Here is a 21,902-nt window from a genome sequence, read left to right on the forward strand (position 1 = left end):
GAACCGGATTGCCAACTCCACGCCCGGAACCCATTTTTCTCCTCCTCGCACTGCTCGGACTTTCACCTCAGGACCTCGCTGCCAAGCCCCCGATCAACCGAGCGGGCTGGAACAGCGGCGCCGCAGAGCGAGTCTCGAAAAAAGGACGTTGCACCGGGAATGGAAACGGTTCTGCGCCCTTCTGAAACGTCGTAATGGGAAAGGCGAGGCACCCAGCAGAATGCTGGATTCAATCGGAGTCCGTATGAACCGTTTTTGGAGGTCGCCTCTGCCCTCCTCTGCCCAGCGTGCGGCGGGCTCATACCGAGTGCCGCTTCATTGCAGCATCGCCAGAAAGGCACCCTCTGCGCGTGCCTCTCGCGGCAATCCGCATCTGCTCCTGCTCCCTCTGCGAAGCCGCTCTCCGAGTCCGCCCGGCTTTCATCGAGCATTCTGCTGGATTCAATCGGAGTTCGTCTCACTGGCCGTTCGCCCGCTGTGTGGTCCCCCCCTTGCCTGTGTTCTCACCCTCTTGTCTGTATTCACGGAGTTTTTGCATGAGCAACCGCACCCCTGATCCTCTTCGTTTTCCGGCCCGTTTGACCTGGGGCGTGGCCACCAGCTCGTATCAGATTGAAGGCGCTGCCCGTGAGGACGGCCGGGGCCCCAGCATCTGGGACACCTTCTGCGCTGCGCCCGGCAAGGTGCGTGGCGGCAACACCGGCGACGTGGCCTGCGATCATTACCACCGCCTGGACAAGGACCTGGACCTGATCCAGGGGCTGGGGGTCAACGCCTACCGCTTCAGTGTGGCGTGGCCCCGCATCCTGCCGGCGGGGCGCGGCGCGGTGAACCCGGCCGGGCTGGACTTCTACCACCGGCTGGTGGACGGCCTGCTGGCGCGCGGCGTCACCCCCTGGGCCACCCTGTACCACTGGGACCTGCCGCAGGCCCTGGAAGACGAGGGCGGCTGGCGGGTACGCGGCGCAGCCGAGGCTTTTGCCGAATACGCCGCCGTGGTGGCCGGCGCGCTGGGCGACCGGGTGCGGCACTTCATCACGCTCAATGAGCCGTGGTGCTCGGCGTACCTGGGCTACGGCATCGGCGTGCATGCCCCCGGGGCCACCGATCTGGCCGCCAGCTTCGCCGCCTCGCACCACCTGCTGCTGGCGCACGGCTTGGCGGTGCCGCTTATCCGCGAGCAAGCGCCGGGGGCCCAGGTGGGCATCACCCTGAACCTGCACCACACCTATCCGGCCAGCGACAGCGCCGCCGACCGCGCGGCGGCCCGGCGCGGCGACGGCTTTCAGAACCGCTGGTACCTGGACCCGCTGTACGGACGCGGCTACCCGCAGGACATGGTGGCGCTGCTGGGCGAGGCCAGTCCCCAGGCGCGCGGGCTGGTGCGGCCGGGCGATGAGGCGCTGATTGCCGCCCCCACCGACTTCCTGGGTGTGAACATGTACTCCCGCGCGGTCATGCAGGACGCCCCGGGCGAGGGCTGGCTGCACGCCCGCCAGATTCGCCCCCAGGGCAGCGAGTACACCGGCTTTGACTGGGAAGTGGCCCCGGACAGCCTGACCGACCTGCTGGTGCGGCTGGAAGAGGACTACGCGCCCGGCGCCATCTACATCACGGAGAACGGGTCCACGTACCCCGACACGGTCAGCGAGGACGGCACCGTGCATGACGCCGAGCGCACCCGGTACCTGGAAAGCCACCTGGCGGCGATGCAGGCGGCCATGACCCAGGGCGCGAAGGTGCGCGGCTACTTCGCCTGGTCGCTGATGGACAACTTCGAGTGGGCCGAAGGCTACGACAAGCGCTTTGGCATCGTGCATGTGGACTTTGGCACCCAGGCGCGCACCCTGAAACAGTCCGGGCGCTGGTACCGCGACTTCCTGGCCCGAACCCGGGAGACGGTGGGGGTATGACACCCCGGCATCCTGAGAGAGGCTCTGCTTCCAGGGCCAGCCGCAGAGGGGATGACCTGCCCTTTTATCGCCGCAGGTCGGTGGCCGTTGCTGCCTGCCGGGGGGTACGGCGGGGCCTTGCCCTGGCCCTGCTGAGCGCCGGCCTGGGTTCTGCCTCGGCAACGTGGCTGGCCCCGGCCGCCGCCGAGGCCCGGGCCCGCGCCCTGCTGCCCCGCCTGAGCCTGGAGGAGAAGATCGGGCAGGTCACCATGGCGCACATGTTCCGCTTCACCGAGGGGGGCCGCAGCGCGCCCCTGAGTGGCACCGCCGCCCAGACGTTCGGCACCCTGAAGCCCGGCAGCGTGCTGAACGGGGGCGGCGACACGCCGCAGCCCAACACGCCGCGCGGCTGGGCCGACTTTCTGAGCGCCCTGGACGCGGTGGGCCGCCAGAGCGGGCCCCAGAACATCCCGGCGGTGTTCGGGACCGACGCGGTGCATGGCGTGAACAACGTGCCCGCCGCCACGCTGTTTCCACACAACATCGGCCTGGGCGCGGCGTTCAGCCCGGCCCTGACGCGCGAGGTGGCACAGGCCACCGCCCGCGACCTGCGTGCCCTGAACGCGGCCTGGACCTTTGCGCCGGTGGCCGACGTGGGCCGCGACCCCCGCTGGGGCCGCTTCTACGAGACCTTTGGCGAGGCGCCGTGGCTGGTGGCGGACCATGTGGCGGCGGCCGTGGAGGGCCTGCAGGGCGAGGGAGTGGCCGCCACCCTGAAGCACTTTGCAGGCTACGGACTGGCCCCTCTGGGCCTGGACCGGGGCAACGCTGAACTGAGTGCGCGCACCCTGCACGAAACGGTGCTGCCCCCTTTCCAGGCCGGCATCCGCGCCGGGGCCCTGAGCGTGATGGCGAACAGCGGCAGCGTGAACGGCGTTCCGGCCCACGCCTCCAGGAGCCTGCTGACCGAGGTCCTGCGCGGGCAGCTGGGCTTTTCCGGGCTGCTGGTCAGCGACTGGAACGACATTGACCGTCTGGTGGGCACCTACCGCACCCACGCGGACCTCGTGCAAGCCACCGCCGCCAGCGTGAATGCCGGGCTGGACGTGTACATGGTGCCCAACACGGTAGAGGCGTATGCGGCGGCCCTGAAGGAAGCAGTCACCACAGGATTGGTGAGCCCGGCCCGGCTGGATGAGGCCACTGTGCGCGTGCTGACCTTTAAAGCGCGCCTGGGGCTGCTGGATGGGCCACTGGCCGGCAGCGGCTCTGTGGGAGACCACCGCGCCCTGGCGGAAAAGGCAGCGGCGGCCAGCTTCACCCTGCTGGAGAACCCACGCGGCGTGCTGCCCCTGAAAGCCGGGCGGGTGCTGGTCACCGGCCCCGCCCAGGACAGCGCCGCCATTCAGCTGGGCGGCTGGAGCGTGAACTGGCAGGGCGTAGGCCGGGGGAACGTGAAGGACGTGCCCCGGGTAAGCACCCTGGCCGTCGCGTTGAAAGCCAGTGCCCCAGCAGGTATCACGGTCAGCGCCCTGCCAGAGCACAAACGGCCGGGGCTGCTGGCCGCCGCGAAACAGGCCGATACGGTGGTGGTGGCGCTGGGTGAGCCGCCCGCCGCCGAGTGGGAAGCGAACAATCCGGGCCTGAGCCTGCCGGCCGAACAACTGGCGCTGCTGCGCGACCTGATCGGCACTGGCAAGCCCGTGGTGGCGGTCCTGATGGTCGGGCGGCCCATCGTCTTCCCCCCCGAACTGCACGCCGAACTGGCCGGACTGGTGATGGCCTACCTGCCGGGCACGGAAGGCGGCGCCGCCCTGGCCAACGCGCTGTACGGCCGCGCGGGCTTTCCCGGCCGCCTGCCCTTCACGTGGCCGGACACCGCCGCGCAGGCGGGATTGAGCGCCGACCGACCACCGGAAGGAGCGGGCAAGGCGCCGCAGCCGCTGTACCCGCTGGGCCACGGCCTGGACTACACGACCTCGGCGGCGCGGGAGGTCACGGCTGCGGCCGGGCCGGGCAGCGTGACCCTCAGTGCCGAGCTGATCAACAGCGGCGAGCGCGCCGGCACCGTGACCTTCGTGGTGCGCGCGGCGCTGCCGGCCAGTGGAGCCCTTCAGGCGGTGGCCCGGCCGGTAGCGGCGCTGCAGGCGGCCCTGAAGGCCGGCGAAACTCGGCGCGTGGCCGTGACCATTCCGAACGAGCGCCTGCACACCTGGGTGGGCGACGCCTTTGGGGCGGTGCGGCCCGAACTCCGGCCGGGCACCTACGCCTTTACCGTGGACGACAGCCGGGCCGAGCTGACCCTGCCGTAAACGGAAAGAGACGGGCGCTGATACGGACTGCCGTCCATTTCCGTACCATTCAGAAAGAACTGCATGTTCCTCCCATGCCCGGACATCCGCATTCTTTCCTGCCCTGCTACGCAGCTCTGCGCGTCCCTCCGGTCCGAACCATTCCGTCATGTGTAAAGGAATGGTTCGGACCTCGTCTGAGCCCTTCTGCGCTCAGCGCTCTTGCCCGGCCAGATGCGGCGTGAGGTTGATGCCTGTGATGAGTGCCGTGTGGCTCGTCCGGCTGAGGCGCAGGGTGGCAAATGCCGTGTCGCCAAAGGCAAACCAGCCGCCCGACATCCCCAGCAGTTCCCGCAGCAGCGAGTTGCCAAAGCCGCCGTGCGTCACCACCAGCACACGCTCACCCCCGCTCTGCCAGATCAGCTCCAGTGCCGTCAGGGCGCGGGCGCGAATGGCCGCCTGACTCTCGCCGCCGTCCGTGGTCAGGGCATCCAGGTCGTGCCGGAAGGCCGGTATGGGGTAGCGGACCAATGCCTCGTCGCGCTTCATGCCCGCCAGGGGGCCGTTGTCCCATTCACGAAGGAGGTCCGTCGGGGTCAGGGGCACGCCCAGCCCTCCTGCTACGATCTGCGCCGTTTCGTGGGCCCGCGCCAGGGTAGAGCAGTACACGCGGTCCAAGTCCGGCGGGTGCGCCTGCCAGTACGCCGCCAGTGCGTGGGCCTGCGCCTGTCCCTGTGCACTCAGCGGCGAATCGTAGCGGCCTTCGTGCACGCCTTCGTCGTCTGCACGGCTGCGGCCGTGGCGCAGCAGGATCAGGTGGAGATGGGTCACGCCCGCTTCACCCCCAGCACCACGCGCTCGCGGCGGCTCACCTCAAGTTCGGTGCAGATCAGCTGCGGGTGGCCAAAGAGGGCGTCCCGCAAAGGGTCGCCGCTGTGCAGCACTTCAGACAGACGCACCGGCGGGCTGAAATCGTCCATCACCAGCAGCCCACCGGGCTTCAGGGCCACCACCAGAAGGTTCAGCGCCTCGCCCTCGCCTTTGGCCGCAGCGCAGTCGGCAAAGATCAGGTCAAAGGGGCCACGTTCCAGCGCGCCGGCCCACTCGCCGTGCAGCACCTCGGCGCGCGGGTCGGGGGCCAGGACTGCCCAGGCGGTTTCGGCGCGCAGAGGGTCGGCTTCCACCGTCAACAGCCGGGCCGCCGCGTCCATGCCAGCCAGCAGCCATGCGGCCCCCACACCCACCCCACTGCCCAGTTCCAGCACCCGCCCGCCGGGCCGGCTGGCGGCCAGGGTGCGCAGCAGGCGGCCCACCTCCAGCGAACACGCCGCCTCAACGTGTAGCCGCGCCGCTTCCTGCTGGGCAGCGGCCACCAGTGGCGGCGTGGCCAGCGCAGCGGGCAGCTCGCCCCGCGCGGCCAGCACCTGCCGCAGTTGCACGTCGTCGGCCCAGGGCAGGGACCGGGGATTGACCCAGGCCACCGGGCGGCCCTCGGGGCTGGGGTCCAGGGCCAGCAGGCGCAGGGGCCAGCATTCAGCCAGTTCGCCATGGGCGCCGCGCAGGACGAACGGCTCACCCCTCACCTCCACCCGCGCCCCAGTTTCCTCCCAGGCTTCGCGCACGGCCGCCTGCGCCGCTGTTTCGCCCGGGTGAACCCCGCCCCCCGGCAGGGTCCAGCCCCCCCACGCCAGGCCCACCATCAGCACCCGGCCGTCTTCTCGCTCAATCCAGGCGCAGGCGCGGCCCACCCGGTCGGCCCCGGGCGAGAGGTTGGCAAACCGGGGCGCGCTCATGCCAGCACCGCCAGGGCCTCGGTCAGCGGCGCGCGGCGGTCGCGCAGGGCCAGGAGCGTGCCTGTGGTGTACAGCGCCTCGGCGACCGTCACGTCGTCGGGATGGGCCCCAGCAAAGCTCCGCAGCACTGCGCCGCGTTTGCCCGGCTGCTCCTCCACGATGGCGTGCACCATCAGCCGCAGGGCCAGACGCTGCACCGCCTGGGGGGCCCGGCCCACCCGGATGCCTTTGTTCCTCACGTAGGGGTCGTCGGTCAGCAGGCGGGTGCAGCCCCCCCAGGGATCGGGTGCGGCGTAGGCCACGGCGCGCAGGCCGCTCATGGCCATCGCCCCGGCGCACTGCGGGCAGGGCTCCACGGTGGTCAGCAGGGTCCAGCCGTGGCACTCGGGGCGCGGCGTGCCCGGCAGGTTCAGCAGCGCATTGATCTCGGCGTGCGCCAGGTCATGCCCGCTGATCACTCCATCCACCTGCCGTTCCTCGCCCAGCCGGTTGCGCCCCCGTGCCAGCACCTGCCCCCCGGTGTCCACAATCACCGCCCCAATGGGGTACGAGCCGTGCAGGTAAGCGGTCCAGGCTTCGGCAAGGGCGGCGTGCCAGCCTGCGGCGTGCGCCGTATCCGTCTCCTGCGCCCCGCGGCCCGCTTCCTGCCCCCCCTTCACAGCTCTCCCCGGTAGCGCTCGATCAGGTCGTCCATGGCTTCGCGCAGCAGGCTGGCCTCGGTGCGGCCCAGGGCGCCCGAGAGTTTGGACAGGCGTTCAAGCTGGCTCTTGGGGTAGTAGTTGCTTTTCAGCACCATCTTGCTTTCCACATAGATGCAGGCGCGCGCCCGGCCCTCACGCTTGGCGCGGATCATCGCCTCGTCGGCGGCGCGCTTCAGGTCGTCGTAGCTCGTGGCGTGGGCGGGCCGGGCCGCCAGCCCCACGCTCAGACCCAGGCTGCGGGGCCACTGCGGGTCGCGGTGAATGTGAAAGTGCCTGATCACCTCGTCAAAGAGAATCAGGGCTGTTTCGGCGGCTGTTTCGGGCAGAATCACGGCGTACTCGTCGCCGCCAATCCGGCCCACCACACTGCCGCTGGGCAGGCTGCCGGACAGCAGGCGCTCCACATTGCGCAGCACGCGGTCGCCCTCACTGTGGCCCAGGGTGTCGTTCAGGGTCTTGAAGTGGTCCAGGTCCAGCACCGCCAGGGTCAGCGGCGCGCCGCGCAGGGCGTGAAAGGCGTCTTCAAAGGCGGTGCGGCTCAGGGTAGCGGGGCGGGCAGCCATAACAAACCTCCGGGCCCAGCTGCCAGCCAGGCCGCATATCTCTGGCTTACATATATATGTTTGGTGCCATAGCTTGCAACCACATATGCAGATTCCGCGTGCTGGCGCGCCTTGAGCGCATCACGCTCAGATTCCCAGATTCGGGGATTTGACAATTTTCTTACGGGAGGACTATTCTTGCGTGCGGAACGGCAAAAACCCGCCGGGCTCTGCCGGTGGGCGTACGCCCCATACCCCATTTCACAGGAGGACACGACATGCTGAAACCTTTAGGTGACCGCGTTCTGGTTGAAATTATCGAGGAAGCCGAGCAGAAGACCGCCGGCGGCCTGTACGTCCCCGACACCGCCAAGGAAAAGAGCCAGCGTGGCCGCGTCGTGGCCGTGGGCAACGGCAAGATGCTGGACAACGGCACCCGCGTGGCGCTGGACGTCAAGGCGGGCGACACCGTGTACTTCGCCAAGTACGGCGGCACGGAAGTCAGCCTGGAAGGCAAGAACTACTCCATCCTGTCCGAGCGCGACATTCTGGCGATTGTGGAGTAAGGCCATGAGCTTTGGGCCATGAGCCATGAGGAAAGTGGCCCAAGCTCAGGCACTCTTAGAAAACGCCTTCAACCCGCACTTTATTCAAGATTCAAGGCCGACCCCATGGCTCAAAGCCCATGGCCCATGGCCCACTCCAAAGGAGCACCATCATGGCTAAACAGCTTGTGTTTGATGAATCCGCCCGCCGCAGCCTGGAACGCGGCGTCAATGCCGTCGCCAACGCCGTCAAAGTGACCCTGGGGCCCCGTGGCCGCAACGTGGTCATCGAGAAGAAGTTCGGCAGCCCCACCATCACCAAGGACGGCGTGACCGTCGCCAAGGAAATCGAGCTGGAAGACAAGCTCGAGAACATCGGCGCGCAGCTGCTGAAAGAAGTCGCCAGCAAGACCAACGACATCACGGGTGACGGCACCACCACCGCCACCGTGCTGGGTCAGGCCGTGGTGAAAGAGGGCCTGCGCAACGTGGCGGCCGGCGCCAACCCGCTGGCCCTGAAGCGCGGCATCGAAAAGGCCGTGGCCGTGGCCATCGAGGAAATCAAGGCCCTGGCCGTGCCTGTCGAGGACAGCGACGCCATCAAGAAGGTCGCCGGCATCTCGGCCAACGATGAGCAGGTCGGCCAGGAAATCGCCAGCGCGATGGACAAGGTGGGCAAAGAAGGCGTCATCACCATCGAGGAGTCCAAAGGCTTCGACACCGAAGTGGACGTCGTGGAAGGGATGCAGTTCGACAAGGGCTTTATCAACCCCTATTTCATCACCAACCCCGAGAAGATGGAAGCCGTCCTCGAAGACGCCTACATCCTGATCAACGAGAAGAAGGTCAGCAACCTCAAGGACATGCTGCCCATCCTGGAAAAGGTCGCCCAGACCGGCAAGCCCCTGCTGATCATCGCTGAAGACGTGGAAGGCGAGGCCCTGGCCACCCTGGTGGTCAACAAGCTGCGCGGCACCCTGAACATCGCCGCCGTGAAGGCCCCCGGCTTCGGTGACCGCCGCAAGGAAATGCTGCGTGACATCGCCGCCGTGACGGGCGGGGAAGTGGTCAGCGAGGACCTGGGCCACAAGCTGGAAAACGTCACCATGGACATGCTGGGCCGCGCCGCGCGCATCCGCATCACCAAGGACGAGACCACCATCGTGGACGGCAAGGGCGAGCAGAGCCAGATTGACGCGCGCGTCAACGCCATCAAGGGCGAACTGGACACCACCGACAGCGACTACGCCCGCGAGAAGCTGCAGGAGCGCCTGGCCAAGCTGGCCGGCGGCGTGGCCGTGATCCGCGTGGGCGCCGCCACCGAAACCGAGCTGAAAGAGAAGAAGCACCGCTACGAAGACGCCCTGTCCACCGCCCGCTCGGCCGTGGAAGAAGGCATCGTGGCTGGCGGCGGCACCACGCTGCTGCGCATCATCCCCGCTGTCAAGAAGGCCGCTGAAAGCCTGACCGGCGACGAGGCCACCGGCGCGCGCATCCTGATTCGCGCCCTGGAAGAGCCGGCCCGCCAGATCGCCATGAACGCCGGCGAGGAAGGCAGCGTCATCGTGAACGCCGTGATCAACTCCGACAAGCCCCGCTTCGGCTTCAACGCCGCGACGGGTGAGTACGTGGACGACATGGTGGCCGCCGGGATCGTAGACCCCGCCAAGGTGACCCGCACCGCGCTGCAGAACGCCGCCAGCATCGGCGCGCTGATCCTGACCACCGAGGCGATTGTCAGCGACAAGCCCGAGAAACCCCAGGCCCAGGGCCAGGGTGGCGGCGCCCCCGACATGGGCGGGATGGACTTCTAAAGACCAGCTCAGCCAGCGTCAACCGGGCAGAAGAGCGGAGGGGCCGTCCCCAACGCCTGAGCCACCAGACGTTGAGGGTTGATTGTTGAAGGGTGATGGTCAACCAGGGGAAGGCCGGGGCGTGATGCTCCGGCCTTCTTGCTGTGTGCTCCGGCTTCCGGTTGTTCCGCCGACAGATCGGAACAGAGCCGATGTGCCGACGCCACGCCTGGAACCCGGGTTCCTCCTGCTGGCGCTGCGAAGCCGCTCTCCGAGTCCGCTCGGATGGAATCGCTGACCACAGCGATGGGGTCGGAGTTCGTCTTACAGCATTGTTCCGACCGCAGGAGGAAGGAGCAGAAGCGGACTTCCAGGAATTGGAAGAACATCCAGTTCTTTCCTGGGTGTTACGAAAATGGACAGCAGTCCGTGTAAGGCGAGGCTGGACGAGGGCAGAAGGGCCGCGTTGAGGTCATGTCTGCCCTGTCTGCACCTCCCCCCCCGCCGGGGGGGACGCCCCCTGGGCAACGGTCACTTTTACGTCGCTTTTACGTTGACCTCTCCCAGCGCCTGGGGAAAACGCCGGGTGGGGGAGCTTCTCATCTGAACGTTAAAGTTCACCCGGTCACTTTTACGTTTTCGGGGGTATTTTTTAGCGAAGTGGTCCACCCACACGGAAAAAATACAGGTTGACTCCGCATGTGAATCTTCTTAAAGTGACCTCGTTGAGCAAGGGCATTCGCTTAAGAAAGCGTGGCAGGGGAGTGCCACAGCGGGCGTTCTTGCGAACAGGAGGAAGTTATGAAGAAAGCACTGATGACCGCCGCGGCAATGGCTCTGAGCATCGCCAGCGCCAGCACCAGCCCAAGTAGCACTGCTCTGAACTTCAAAGCCAAAGTGGTTTCCGGTTGCTCGGTGAGCATGAACAGCTCCTACGACAGCGACTCGCCGGACTACAACGGCGCCGTGAGCTCCACGCGCTCTGTGATCAGCAGCTTCCCTGTCATGCGCTGCCAGACAGGCACGGGTGTTTCCATCACATCTTCCGCTGACATTGACACGGACACCACCACAGCTACGGGAACCTTCTCTGATGGCATCATGGACTCCCCCCCCACAGCTGACGTGACGCTGAGTGGTCGCCTGAGCCTGCGCCTGAATGGCGGCACTTCCAGCGATGACAACAAAACCCTGGATGGCGACTACACCATCGTCTTTACCAAGAACAACATTGCTGGCGGGAACGGCGATACGTACCGCATGCGCGCCAGCTTCAAGCCCGATAACAACTGGTACGAAGCCATGGTGGGCGACTACGTCGGCACCGTGAACGTCACCGTCGAGTACTAAGACACTGCGAAGCGGGCGCGCCGGTCTGCCTCGGGCAGCCAGCCGCCCGCTTCTTCTTTCCGCCCCCGAGGTAACGCGATGAACCGCCTGCTGACTGTCTTGCTGTGCTGTCTGAGTACCACTGCCCTGGGCAGCGGCCGCAACGCGTGTGTGCTGCAGGCGCAGCTGCACTTGCCCACCTATTCGGCGCAGCAGGCCAGCGCGGGGCAGCTGAATATCACGGTGCTGTGCCCGGAACCCGGCGACGAGGCCCTGCTGGAGCTGGAAGGCGCAACCATGCAAGTGGCTGGCGATGATCTGCTGCTGTCTCTGCGGGGCCGGAGCGAAGCGCTGACCCTGCGGGTGCCTGGCGGCGCGCCGCTGCGCTCGGGGCTGCGTATCATGGGCACACAACACCTCTCGTTTCCGCTGCTGCTGGCCGCCGACCAGTGGGTGCCCGTGGGCGACTACGGCCTGCACCTCACGCTGCTCCTGCGCGCGGTCCGGCCCTGAAGGGCCCACCTTTTCACCTTCAAGTTCACTCCAAGGAGAACCCCGCTGTGCCCACCTCCCTTCCCTCCCGGCCGCGTGCCGCCCACCCGTGGCTGCGCGCGGCCCTGCTCTCGGTCGCCGCTCTGAGTCTGGGGGGCGCGGCGGGCGCGCAGAGCTTCGGATTCAGCCCCACCACCCTGCAAATGGACGCCACCAAGAATCTGGTGGCCGAAACCGTGATGATCAACAGCACGGCCGCCCCGGCGCGCTTTACCGTGCTGCCCCGGGTGTGGAAGGTGGAGGGCGGCAAGCTGGTGCTGCTGGAAACCCGCGACCTGATCGTGAACCCGGCCTCGTTCACGGTCAAACCCGGCGGCTCGCAGGTGATCCGCGTGGGGCTGCGCAAGAAGCCCGGCGACACCGAGCTGTCGTACCGCCTGCTGGTGCAGCAGGAGGCCATTGAGGGCGTGGAGTTGCCCAAGGTCAGCGCCGATCTGGGCAAGGATGCCAAGGCGGGGCTGAATCTCACCATGACCTTCTCGCTGCCCATCTACGTGACCCAGCCGGGCGCGGCGCCCCGGGTGCAGTTCAGCGCCGCCGCCAGCGGCCAGAACCTGCTGCTGACCGTGCAGAACGCCGGCCAGCGCCGCGCGATTTACCGCAGCGTGACCCTCACGCGCGGCGGGGCCTCGGTGGGGCTGCAGGCAATCTCGGCGCTGGCGGGCAGCACCCAGACCCTCACCCTGACCGGCCTGGGGGACAAGGCCGGGCCCCTCACCATTCGCTACACCGGCGAGGACGGGCAGACCCTTGTGCAGACGGTTGCCCTTCCTTAGGCGCGCGGCGCTGCTGGGGCTGCTGGCCCTGGGGCGCGCGGCGGCCAGTTGCGAGGCCCCCGAGGAACTGCTGACGGTACGCGTGGGCGCCTCGGAACGCGGCACGGTGGTGGTGCGCCTGAGCCGCGAGGGCCCCCGCGTGACAGCCGCCCTGCTGCCCCCCGAGGTGCTGCGCCCCGCCGAGGCCCCTTACATTGCCGCCGAGGTGCTGTGTGACGGCGTGCGTTACGTGCGCCTGAACCCGGACCTGACACTGACCTACCGCGAGGACACCCAGGAACTGCTGATTCGCCCTGCACCCAGTCAACTGGGCACGCGGGAAATTGACGTGGGCACGGCGCTGCGCCGCGAGCCGCCGCCGGTGGTGCCGGCCTTTGGCGTGGACTTCGGGGCCCGCGCCACCCTGGCCTACGACCTGCGCGGCGAGCGGCCCCCCGATGCGCCCGCCACAAGCTGGCCGGCCGCGCAGGCCTACGTGGGGGTGGGCGGGGCCACGGCGGGCCTGACCGGCTACGTGGGCGCCATTACCACCCGGGGCCCGGACGGCACCCGCACGCAGCTGCGCGGCACCGCCCAGTTTTCGGTGACACCCGAACTGGCCGTCTACGCCGCCTACAACGCCACGCCCGGCACCGGGCAGGTGGGCTTTTCCACCACCGAGTACGCCGGCGTGACCGCCACCTACGCGCGCCGGGTGCAGCGGGTGTATCCGCGCCTGACCCTGCAGCTGGACAGCCCGGCCGAGATTGCGGTGTTCGTGAACACCACCCTGCTGGGCACCCTGTCGGTGCAGGGCGGCGAGCTGTCGCTGCTGAATATTCCGCTGAGCGGCCAGGGGCGCCAGACCATTCGCCTGCTGATTGAAACCGAAAGCGGCATCCGTGAGCAGGTGCTGGAGGTGCCGGCCACGGCGGGGCTGCCCGGCGGCGGGCTGCTGGCCCGCGCCCAGGTGGGCCGCGCCGGCGGCCAGTGGACCGGCGAACTGGCCGTGCAGGGCGCGCCCACGCCCACCCTGCTGCTGCAGGGGCAGGTGCAGGGCTCGACCAGCGGCGCGCTGGGGGCGTCGGTCCAGGTGCGCGCGGCGGCGGCCACCATGCCCGAAGGCCAGGCCCTGAGCGGCGGTGTGGGTGTGGCGGTGGGCCGCGCCGCGCCCAAGGCCAACCCCCAGACCCCGGAGGAAGCGGGCCCGCAACCCCTGCAGGTAACGGTCAGCGGCAGCGCGGATTACGTGCGCGGCCCACTGACCCTCACGGCCAGCGCCGCCCTGCCCCTGCAAAACCGGGGGGCCGGCACCGCCGCGCTGCGCGCCAACTACGACGCGCGGCCCTGGGCCGTCAGCGGACGCCTGTCCAGCGGCTTTACCCCCGGCACCTGGGAGGCCGAGGTGGGGGTCACGCGTGCGGTCACGGACCGGGGCTCGGTGACCGTCAATGCCGCCGCGCTGCCGGGCGGATACCGCGTGCAGGTGCGCGGCAGCTACGTCTTCTCGCCGGCGCTGCAGGTAGGCGCGGCGGTGGGTCTGAGCCCCGGTCGGGTCTCGCCCAGTGCCACGGTGGCCTATCAGCTGTCCCCGGCCCAGAACCTCAGTCTGGTCGTCGAACCCGGCGACCTGATGCTGGGCTACTCGCTGAACCAGGGCGTGAAGGCCGAGCTGCTGGCCAACACCCGCGCGGCCTCGGGCCAGCTGAGCGGCGCCCTGAGCCTGCTGGGCGGCGAGGTGCGCCTGAGTCCGGTGCTGGCGCAGCGCGGCGTGTTGCTGCGCACCGGAATTCCGCGCCTGCCCCTGATTGTGGACGGCACCGGGCTGGTCACCGCCGACGCCCGGGGCGACCTGCTGATCACCGAGGTGCTGCCCGGACAGGTGCTGGGCATCCGCGTGAACAGCCCGGAAGTGCCGCTGGGCGTGGCCGTGGCCGAAAGCGCGCTGAGCGTGGTGCCCGCCGCCACTGGCTTGACCCTGGTGGACTGGCGGGACAACTTCACGGTGTCCACCTTTGTGCGTTTTGCCTGGGCGCCGGGCGAGGTGGCGGCCTCGGCTGACCTGTATCTGGACGGTGAGCGCATTCCCCTGGACGATGAGGGCTACGGCCTGGTGCGCCGCAGCCTGAGCGCCCGCACCGGTGAACTGCGCAGCGAGGACGGCCAGCGGCGCTGCGCCGTGCGCCTGGACCCCGGCGCCGAAACGGCCACCTGCGCCGCCCTGCCCCCGCCCTGACACACAGGGCCTGTTGCACAGGGCCGTGCGCGGCCCAACAGAGAAAGAGACGGTGGCCGGATTGAACGGCCACCGTCGCCTCTGTTCCGCTGGGGCCCTGAGCAGGGCGCACAAAGCGGCAAAAACAGACGCCACCCTGTACAGGGTGGCGTCTCGGTAGGCTCAGAAGCACCGGGGTGACCGGCCAGACTTCTGCTCGCGCGTCCGTTTTTTCTCAATCCCAGAGGTGGACGCCTCCCTCAAGTGCTCTCGTGCCCATCCATTGCTGGACGTCGTGGTCTGCACCGCACGGCCTCTTCAGGCCAGAAAGAGCAGCTTATCAGGGTGCGGCTCTGCTGTCAAGGCCGTGGCGGGGTGGGCCTGGGGGCCCCAGAGGGCAGCGCTCTGGGGATACACCGCGCTATGGCCACGTTTTGTTCGCCCTCGCCACCCGGGCAAGTCCAGGCCCGTTGCGCCAGGATTTACGCGGCCTTTTCCTTCACCGGGGCGGAGCTGACTTTCCCCCGGCGTTCCAGGGCGTACACCGCCAGCCCGGCCAGAATGCCCCAGAAAGCGGCGCCGATGCCCAGTGGCGCCACGCCGCTGAGGGTGACCGCCAGGACCACCGGGGCGGCCAGACTGCCGGCCGCTGCCCCCTGAAACGCGGCGTGCAGGCTGCTACCGGTGGCCGAGAGCAGCGCCAGCCCGGCCAGGGCGGCCAGCGCCTGTGGCGGCAGAATGCCCATCAGCTGCAGGAAGGTACCGGCGAACAGGCCCACCAGAATGTTCAGGGCGCCGGCCCACACGGCGGCGGCGTAGCGCTGGCGGGCCTGCGGGTGAGCCTCGGGGCCGCTGACAATGTTGGCCAGCAGCGCCCCCAGGGTCAGGTTGTGGCACCCGAAGAACGCCGCTCCCACGCTGGCCACCCCGCAGGCCCGCAGGATGGGCCCCGGCGCCGGCGCGTAGCCGTTGGCCCGGAGCACCCCAAAGCCCGGCACGAACTGCCCGGTAAAGGCCAGCACGGTCAGCGGCAGCGCCAGATTCAGCGTGGCGTGCAGGCTGAAAGCGGGCCACACGAATTCGGGGCGCGTGAGGGCCAGGGACACGGGCGCTGGGTGCCACAGTCCCAGGGCGGCGCTGGCCCCCACCCCCGCCGCCAGCACGCCCGCCACCGCCCAGCGCGGCGCCGGCTGCCGCAGCAGGAAAAACGCGGCGATCATGGTGCCCACCAGGGCCGGGGCCTCGCCCAGGGCCTGCAGCGCCCGGAAGGCAAATGGCAGCAGAATGGCGGCGTTCAGGGCGGCGGCCAGCGGGGCGGGTATGGCCTGCAGGGCGCGGGTGAGCGGCGCAAAGGCCCCCAATGCAAACACCAGCACCCCCGAGAGCACAAAGGCCCCCACCGCCTCCGGGAAGGGCACGCCGGGCAGGGCCGTGACCAGAAAGGCAATGCCGGGGGTGCTCCAGGTGCTGAGGATGGGCATGCGGGTGCGCAGGCTGAGCAGAAGGCCTGTCACGCCCGCAAACACCGCGTGGGCCCACAGCCACGAGATGGCCACGCCGCTGGGCAGATCGGCGGCCTGGGCCACGGCGAAAATCAGCACGTTGGGCCCGGCCCAGCCGATCAGCACGGCCACCATGCCGGCCAGTACCGCGCTGGGGTGGCTGTCCCGCCAGAAGGGAAGAGGCCGCCAGCCGGCGCGCGCAGGAGTCATGCCGCCCAGTCTGGGGGCCCATTGGCCTGACCGCGAGGGGCAATGGCCTGCCTATTGGCCTGCTCGTCTGGACAAAGTGGCCTGTAGGCTGTGGTCATGTCCCCTGCCCTGCCAGATGCTCCCCGCTGGACGGCCCTGCTGCGCGGCTGGCGTGACCACCCGGGGCCCCTGCACGGGCGCCTGCAGGCCCAGTTGCGCGCGGCCATTGAACGCGGCGAGCTGGCCCCTGCCGAACGCCTGCCCGCCGAGCGGCCCCTGGCGGCCCTGCTGGGGGTCAGCCGGGCCACGGTGGTCACGGCCTATGACGAGCTGACGGCGGACGGCTGGCTGATCCGGCGGGTGGGCAGCGGCACCCGCGTGTCGGCGGGAGCGCCGCGCGCGGCCCCACTGCTGACCCTGCGCACGCCTGTGGGCAGCGCAGCGGGCGCGGCCCCAGACCTGGACTTCACGATTGCGGTGCCGCTGCTGACCGACCCCCAGCGCGAACGGCTGCGCCGCGCCAGCCAGCACGCCTTTGGCGAGAGCGTGTACCACCCCCACGGCCTGCCCGAGCTGCGCGCCCTGCTGGCCGAGCTGTACACCAAGGATGGGCTACCCACCCGCGCCGAGCAGATCGTGGTGACCAGCGGCGCCCAGCAGGCCATTGCCCTGAGTGCGGCCACCCTGCTGCGCCGGGGCGACGTGGCCCTGCTGGAAACGCCCACCTATTTCGGCGCCATAGACGTCATGCGCGCCGCCGGGGCCCAGCTGGTGGGCGTGCCAGTGGAGGGCAGCGGCCTGCAGCCCGACACCTTCATGCGCCTGGCCACCGCGCATGCTCCGCGCCTGGCCTTTCTCACGCCCACCTTTCAGAACCCCACCGGCACGGTCCTGCCGGCGCGCGCCCGTGAGCGGCTGGCGGCCTTTGTGCAGGACCGCGCGCTGCCCACCCTGGAAGACGACACCCTGCTGGACCTGGGCTTTACCGATGAGCCGCCGCCACCCCGGATCAGCGTCTATGCGCCCCAGGCGCCGATTATCAATGTGGGGTCGCTGTCCAAGCTGTACTGGGCGGGGCTGCGGGTGGGCTGGATGCGCCTGCCGCCGGCCCTGGCCGCGCCGCTGGCCCAGGCCAAGACGCTGGCCGATTTTGGCGGCAGCCTGATGGCCCAGCACGCCGCCCTGCAGTTGCTGGCCGACCTGCCGGGCCTGCGCCGTGAGCGCCGCGCCGCCGTGACGCCGGCCCGCGATCTGCTGGCCGGGCTGCTGCACGCCGAACTGCCTGAGTGGCACTTCGAGGTGCCGCGCGGCGGACAGTTTCTGTGGGTGCAGCTGCCCACCCCGGACGCCAGCCGGTTGACCCACCACGCCGCCGCCCACGGCCTGCGCCTGTTTCCGGGCGCCAGCATGGGTGTCTCGCCGCTGCCCGACCGCTACCTGCGCCTGCCGTTTACCCTGGATCCGGCCCGGCTGCCCGAAGCAGTCACGCGCCTGAAAGCCGCCTGGGTGTCATTTCAGAGCCGGGACGGCCAGGGCGGGCTGGCCTGAGGCTACTGACCATCAAGCCCAGCGAGAAGCCTGCTTATACGGAGTCCGTCCATTTCCGGAACATCCGGGAAGAAGGGGGATGTTCCCCGCCTGCGGCTGGGGACGGTCCAAGGCCCGGACATCCGTCTCTGTTCCTGCTCTGCTCCGCCGCGCTGCGAGTCCCTCCGGTCGGAAAAACTCCGTCATGGGTGACGGCATTGTTCGGAACTCGTCTTACACCAGAGGAGGCACAGTCTGCCTTTCAACTTTTCAACTTTGATGACCTGGACCCCGCCGGGCCATGATCGCCAGCGTCGCATGACACGTCAGCATGGCAAAACCCCCTTCCAGAAGGAAGGGGGAGCCACACGGCGTTGGGCGTTACTTCTTGCCGCCCTGGGTTTTCTTGTACTGGCCGGGGGGCATGCCGCCGGGCTTTTTCTGCAGGCCCGGGGCCTTGGCCCAGGCGGCCTGGCGGCCCATCACGCTGGTGAGAGAACGGGCGGCGCCGTCCTGGCCGCGCACCACGATGTTCTGGGGCCGCACGGTCTGACCCACGGTGACCGGCTGGGCCAGCGGGTAGATCTCGCGGATGGGGCCGCTGGGGGTGGGCGTGGTCACCTGCACCTGGGTCAGGCGGGTGCCCTCCGGCGAGGCGGGGTTCACGATCAGGCTGCCCCGGGGACTCAGGGTGGCGGCCGGCTGGTTACCCGGCGTCAGGAACGAAACCTGCACCCCCTGCGAGAGCAGCTGCGCCACACTGGCCGCCGTCTGCAGTATCTGGGGGTAGGGCACAGTGGCGCTGATGTTCACGCTCAGGGTCTGGGCGCCGGCCGGGGTCAGCAGCAGCGCAGCCACAATCAGGACTTTTCGCATGGAACACACCTCCTGGTGGCCTGGGGCCACCCAAGGCCCTTACCCTGCCGCGCGAAACTGACCGTGACCTGATACGGACTGCCGTCCATTTCCGTACCATCCGGGAAAGAGCCGGATGTTCCTCCAATTCCCGGAAATCCGTATTTTTCGGAATCCGTATGATACCAAGCGGCTCGCTGTTGGTCTCAGGAGCGGCGGAGCGAAGCGAGAAGCGAACCCAGGGCCTCGAACCGGGCAATGAAAACGGTTCGGTGCTCTTCTGAGTTGTTGCAGTAGGAGGAGCGAGGCCCTTCATTTCAGACAGAAGAGGAATTGCCCTCAGCGCCTCAGAGGCCACAGCCCGCCAGCTTCAGGCGCCGTACTTGTTGAGCTTCAGGGCGTTGGCCAGCAGCAGCGGCATTACATCTGTGCCCCGGCGCAGGCCCAGGCTGCCCTTCTGGGCCTCCTCCTCGGTGTAGCGAGTCGCCACGTCCTTACGGCCGTACTCGCTGCGAATCAGGAGCGGCACCGGGTGCCAGGAGTGGGTGGCAAGTTTGCTGGGGGTGCTGTGGTCGCCCACAATCGCCAGCACATCGGGGTTCAGGGCCAGCAGCCCCGGCAGCAGGGTGTCGAACAGCTCAATCTTCTTCACCTTGGCGGCAAAGTCGCCGTCCTCGCCGGTGGAATCGGTCTTCTTGACGTGGAAGTAGAAGAAATCGTACTCGGCCCAGTGCTGGGTCAGGGCCTGCACCTTGCCGTCCAGGGCGTCTTCTTCGCCCTGCACCTCCAGCACGTCCATGCCCACCAGACTCGCCAGCCCCTTGTACATGGGGTAACTGGCGATGCACGCCGCGCGCAGCCCATACGCGTCGTCAAAAGACGGAAAGTGCGGCACGTCGCTGTAGCCCCGGAACAGCACGCCGTTCACCTGGGGTTCGCCCGCCAGGGCCGCCTCGGCGCGGGCCACAAAGGTGTTGACCAGTTCGGCGGTGCGGGCACTGGCCGCGTCGTGGGCCTGCGCGCTCAGGGGCGGCACGCCGGTGGCCTGGGGGTCCACGTCGCTGAGGTTGGCCCCCAGGGCCGCGCCGCCTGCCGCGCGGAACACCACCACGAAGCGGTGCTCGCTTTCCGTGTAAATCTCTACCGGCGTGCCGTCAATGTCGGGCATGGCGGCGCGCAGCCGGGCCACGATCTCGGCGTTCTTGGCGTCGCTGGGGCGCCCGGCGCGGCGGTCTTGCACCACGCGGTCCGCACCCAAGGTCGCAAAGTTACCGCGCACCGCCACGTCGCCCGCTTCCAGCTTCACGCCAATGCCCACGGCGCTCAGGGCGCCGCGCCCTACCACATACTTCAGGGGGTCATAGCCAAAGAGGCTCAGGTGCCCGGGGCCGCTGCCCGGCGTGATGCCGGCGCCCACCAGTTCCACCTGCCCCAGCTGGCTCTGCGCGGCCAGCGCGTCCAGGTTGGGGGTCCGGGCGGCGGCCAGTTCGGAGTCGCCGTTCACGGTCAGCGGCAGGCCCCCCACGCCGTCCAGCACGACCATCACAATCTTGCTGTCGGTCTTCTTGGCGAGGCTGCGCAGGATGTCCAGTTGGTCGCTCATGCGGGCCAGTGTAACGCCGCTCTCAAAGGGGGCCGTCAGGGCATATGGGCAGCCCACTGCCCCAGGGCGGCGGGCCGCCCCCCGAAAGGAAGGCGGCCCGCATCAGGAGAGAAGAAGTGGCTTAGCGCCCGTCCACGCGTCCGTCGGCGGCGTCGGCCACCGTGTCATCAATCTCGTGCACCACAGCTTCGGCTCTGGCCTCGGCCGCCGCGTCGGTCATGGCGGGCCGGCGGGTGGCCAGGTACGACCCGATAATCGCAATGGCGGCCATGATGCCCCAGAACATGGGCCCGGGCATGTGCCAGTAGGGCACGGCCGGGTAAATCTCATGGGCGGCTTCCAGCGTTTCCAGGCCCAGCTTCACGGCAATCCAGCCCACCAGCGCGTAGGCCACATGGTCAAACGAGGGGTACTTGTTCAGCAGCTTCAGGAACACCGTGGCCGCAATTCGCATCAGAATCAGGCCCACGATGCCGCCGAACACCACGATGGTCAGGCCCTGCTCGCGGGGCATGCCGCGCGGAATCAGCGCCACGCCGGCCAGAATGGAATCCACGCTGAAGGCCAGATCGGTGAGGTTCAGCAGCACCACGGTGGCCCAGAAGCCCCGGCCCTTGGCCTTCTGGTCGGCGTCGTCCTCGCTGGTGCGGTGTTTGAGAAAGTGCGACACCGCCAGATACGCCAGATACAGCGCACCGAAAGCGCGCAGCCACCAGTATTCCAGGATGTAGCTGGCCAGCAGCACGCCCAGAATGCGCAGCACCACGGCGCCGCCAATCCCGTAGGCCAGGGCCTTGCGCTGCAGGTCGCCCTTCAGGTGGCGCACCATGACGGCCAGCACCAGCGCGTTGTCGGCCGACAGCAGGCCCTCCAGCAGAATCAGGGTGCCCAGAATGGCCCAGAATTCGGCGTTGATGGGTGGCATCTCCAGGCCAAACATCAGCGGCCCCCGGTGACGGCGATTGCCGCCCTTGTCTTGGTCTTGTTCATTTTGAAACCTCTGGCCCCACAGCCACCTCAAACGGGCGGCTCAAGAGGCGCGGCGCTGCCCAGTCTAGCGAACCCCGGCGCGCAGACCTTCAGGGTTCATGCACGATTTGCACGCAAGGGGGGCAGCCAGGGCCCCCAGATCCGGCCCCCGGCCTCAGCCGCCCACGATCTGGCCGTGCTCATCCAGGGCGGGGTAGGCTTCGCCGCGCTCGCGGTAGGCCGGGGCCAGGTCCGGGTAGGCCCATTCAAAGGCCCAGGCGCGCAGGGCCGCCTGATCCAGCTGCGGCGAATCGTACAGGCCGGCCGCGAGGCGCTGGCGCTGCGCCTCGAACAGAATGGTGGCGGCGGCCACCGAGACATTCAGGCTCTGCACCATGCCGAACATGGGCACCACGATGTTCAGGTCGGCGGCCTCGGCGGCCTCGTCGGACACGCCCCATTTCTCGGCGCCCAGCAGCACGCAGGTGGGCCGGGTGTAATCCGGCTCGCGGTAATCCACACTGCGCTGCGAGAGGTGGGTGGCCAGCACCGAAAAGCCCTGGGCCTGCAACTCGCGCACGGCCTGCACCGCGTTTTCGTGGCGCTGCACCGGCACCCACTTGTGGGCGCTGCCGCTGGTGGCCTCAAAGGTGTGGCCTTCAAAATCGGCCAGCCGCCCGCCCCGGGGGGGCACGGCGTGGGCCTGCAGCACCCCCACCGCGTCGCAGGTGCGCACGATGGCCGAGAGGTTGTGGGGCTTGTTCACCTCGTCCATCAGAACCGTCAGGGTGGGCTGGCGCCTGCTCAGCACGCGCAGAATCTTGGCGTAACGCTCCGGGGTCATAACGC

At 68.8% G+C, this 21,902-nt stretch carries 19 protein-coding genes; 9 read left to right on the forward strand and 10 right to left on the reverse strand.

The features are described from left to right. The first annotated feature begins 536 nt into the window (after positions 1 to 536). Together C8263_RS05425 and C8263_RS05430 are read left to right on the forward strand one after the other, a co-directional pair. Positions 537 to 1,913, forward strand: a complete 1,377-nt coding sequence (locus C8263_RS05425) for a GH1 family beta-glucosidase (RefSeq protein WP_107137109.1) — start codon at positions 537 to 539, stop codon at positions 1,911 to 1,913. 80 nt (positions 1,914 to 1,993) lie between these two features. Next, on the forward strand, positions 1,994 to 4,204 hold the full coding sequence (locus tag C8263_RS05430) for a glycoside hydrolase family 3 protein (RefSeq protein ID WP_158263747.1): 2,211 nt from the start codon (positions 1,994 to 1,996) through the stop codon (positions 4,202 to 4,204). A 192-nt stretch (positions 4,205 to 4,396) separates the two neighbouring features. Here the strand turns inward: C8263_RS05430 and C8263_RS05435 are convergent, their stop codons facing one another. From C8263_RS05435 to C8263_RS05445, 4 genes are read right to left on the reverse strand one after another with little or no spacing between them, the layout of a single operon-like run. After that, the gene (locus C8263_RS05435) at positions 4,397 to 5,014 is read right to left on the reverse strand and encodes a histidine phosphatase family protein (RefSeq protein WP_107137111.1); all 618 of its coding nucleotides are present in this window, start codon (positions 5,012 to 5,014) and stop codon (positions 4,397 to 4,399) included. Continuing rightward, positions 5,011 to 5,976, reverse strand: coding sequence for an NUDIX domain-containing protein (locus tag C8263_RS19590; RefSeq protein ID WP_233218659.1), 966 nt, complete (start codon positions 5,974 to 5,976; stop codon positions 5,011 to 5,013). The genes C8263_RS05435 and C8263_RS19590 overlap by 4 nt, the downstream gene beginning before the upstream one ends. Continuing rightward, positions 5,973 to 6,635 carry a nucleoside deaminase gene (locus C8263_RS19595; protein WP_233218660.1) on the reverse strand — a complete coding sequence of 221 codons (663 nt, stop codon included), beginning with the start codon at positions 6,633 to 6,635 and terminating at the stop codon, positions 5,973 to 5,975. The genes C8263_RS19590 and C8263_RS19595 overlap by 4 nt, the downstream gene beginning before the upstream one ends. After that, on the reverse strand, positions 6,632 to 7,240 hold the full coding sequence (locus C8263_RS05445) for a GGDEF domain-containing protein (protein WP_107137112.1): 609 nt from the start codon (positions 7,238 to 7,240) through the stop codon (positions 6,632 to 6,634). Before C8263_RS05445 ends, C8263_RS19595 begins: the two co-directional genes overlap by 4 nt. A 257-nt stretch (positions 7,241 to 7,497) precedes the next feature. Between C8263_RS05445 and groES the strand changes: the two genes are divergently transcribed. Continuing rightward, positions 7,498 to 7,785, forward strand: a complete 288-nt coding sequence (gene groES / locus C8263_RS05450; RefSeq protein ID WP_107137113.1) for a co-chaperone GroES — start codon at positions 7,498 to 7,500, stop codon at positions 7,783 to 7,785. Positions 7,786 to 7,937: 152 nt separating this feature from the next. Beyond that, on the forward strand, positions 7,938 to 9,578 hold the full coding sequence (gene groL / locus C8263_RS05455) for a chaperonin GroEL (protein ID WP_107137114.1): 1,641 nt from the start codon (positions 7,938 to 7,940) through the stop codon (positions 9,576 to 9,578). 722 nt (positions 9,579 to 10,300) lie between these two features. On the opposite strand, the gene C8263_RS19240 is transcribed toward groL, so the two are convergent. After that, the gene (locus tag C8263_RS19240; RefSeq protein ID WP_158263748.1) at positions 10,301 to 10,480 is read right to left on the reverse strand and encodes a hypothetical protein; all 180 of its coding nucleotides are present in this window, start codon (positions 10,478 to 10,480) and stop codon (positions 10,301 to 10,303) included. 178 nt (positions 10,481 to 10,658) lie between these two features. Here C8263_RS19240 and C8263_RS19245 point away from each other — a divergent pair, with 178 nt between their 5' ends. From C8263_RS19245 to C8263_RS05475, 4 genes are all read left to right on the forward strand, one after another. Beyond that, a complete protein-coding gene (locus C8263_RS19245) occupies positions 10,659 to 10,907 on the forward strand; it encodes a hypothetical protein (RefSeq protein ID WP_158263749.1) in 249 nt (82 codons plus the stop codon). Positions 10,908 to 10,985: 78 nt separating this feature from the next. After that, the gene (locus C8263_RS05465; RefSeq protein ID WP_107137116.1) at positions 10,986 to 11,399 is read left to right on the forward strand and encodes a hypothetical protein; all 414 of its coding nucleotides are present in this window, start codon (positions 10,986 to 10,988) and stop codon (positions 11,397 to 11,399) included. A gap of 47 nt (positions 11,400 to 11,446) precedes the next feature. After that, on the forward strand, positions 11,447 to 12,214 hold the full coding sequence (locus C8263_RS05470; RefSeq protein ID WP_107137117.1) for a fimbrial biogenesis chaperone: 768 nt from the start codon (positions 11,447 to 11,449) through the stop codon (positions 12,212 to 12,214). After that, the gene (locus C8263_RS05475; protein WP_107137118.1) at positions 12,201 to 14,429 is read left to right on the forward strand and encodes a hypothetical protein; all 2,229 of its coding nucleotides are present in this window, start codon (positions 12,201 to 12,203) and stop codon (positions 14,427 to 14,429) included. Before C8263_RS05470 ends, C8263_RS05475 begins: the two co-directional genes overlap by 14 nt. Before the next feature lie 461 nt (positions 14,430 to 14,890). Here the strand turns inward: C8263_RS05475 and C8263_RS05480 are convergent, their stop codons facing one another. Further along, a complete protein-coding gene (locus C8263_RS05480) occupies positions 14,891 to 16,120 on the reverse strand; it encodes a benzoate/H(+) symporter BenE family transporter (RefSeq protein ID WP_107137119.1) in 1,230 nt (409 codons plus the stop codon). Between the two features lie 96 nt (positions 16,121 to 16,216). Between C8263_RS05480 and C8263_RS05485 the strand changes: the two genes are divergently transcribed. After that, a complete protein-coding gene (locus tag C8263_RS05485) occupies positions 16,217 to 17,647 on the forward strand; it encodes an aminotransferase-like domain-containing protein (RefSeq protein ID WP_107137120.1) in 1,431 nt (476 codons plus the stop codon). Between the two features lie 360 nt (positions 17,648 to 18,007). Here the strand turns inward: C8263_RS05485 and C8263_RS05490 are convergent, their stop codons facing one another. The 4 genes from C8263_RS05490 to trmH form a co-directional block, all read right to left on the reverse strand. After that, positions 18,008 to 18,502: a hypothetical protein gene (locus C8263_RS05490; RefSeq protein ID WP_107137121.1), complete on the reverse strand. Its 495-nt coding sequence runs from the start codon at positions 18,500 to 18,502 to the stop codon at positions 18,008 to 18,010. Between the two features lie 349 nt (positions 18,503 to 18,851). Further along, a complete protein-coding gene (locus tag C8263_RS05495; protein WP_107137295.1) occupies positions 18,852 to 20,084 on the reverse strand; it encodes a 2,3-bisphosphoglycerate-independent phosphoglycerate mutase in 1,233 nt (410 codons plus the stop codon). A 121-nt stretch (positions 20,085 to 20,205) separates the two neighbouring features. Next, positions 20,206 to 21,024 carry a TerC family protein gene (locus C8263_RS05500; RefSeq protein WP_107137122.1) on the reverse strand — a complete coding sequence of 273 codons (819 nt, stop codon included), beginning with the start codon at positions 21,022 to 21,024 and terminating at the stop codon, positions 20,206 to 20,208. Positions 21,025 to 21,228: 204 nt separating this feature from the next. Further along, positions 21,229 to 21,897 (reverse strand): tRNA (guanosine(18)-2'-O)-methyltransferase TrmH, encoded by a 669-nt coding sequence (gene trmH / locus C8263_RS05505; protein ID WP_107137123.1) that lies wholly within the window; start codon positions 21,895 to 21,897, stop codon positions 21,229 to 21,231. Positions 21,898 to 21,902: the final 5 nt, after the last annotated feature.

It is taken from the genome of Deinococcus arcticus (assembly GCF_003028415.1).
Classification (GTDB): Bacteria; Deinococcota; Deinococci; order Deinococcales; family Deinococcaceae; genus Deinococcus; species Deinococcus arcticus.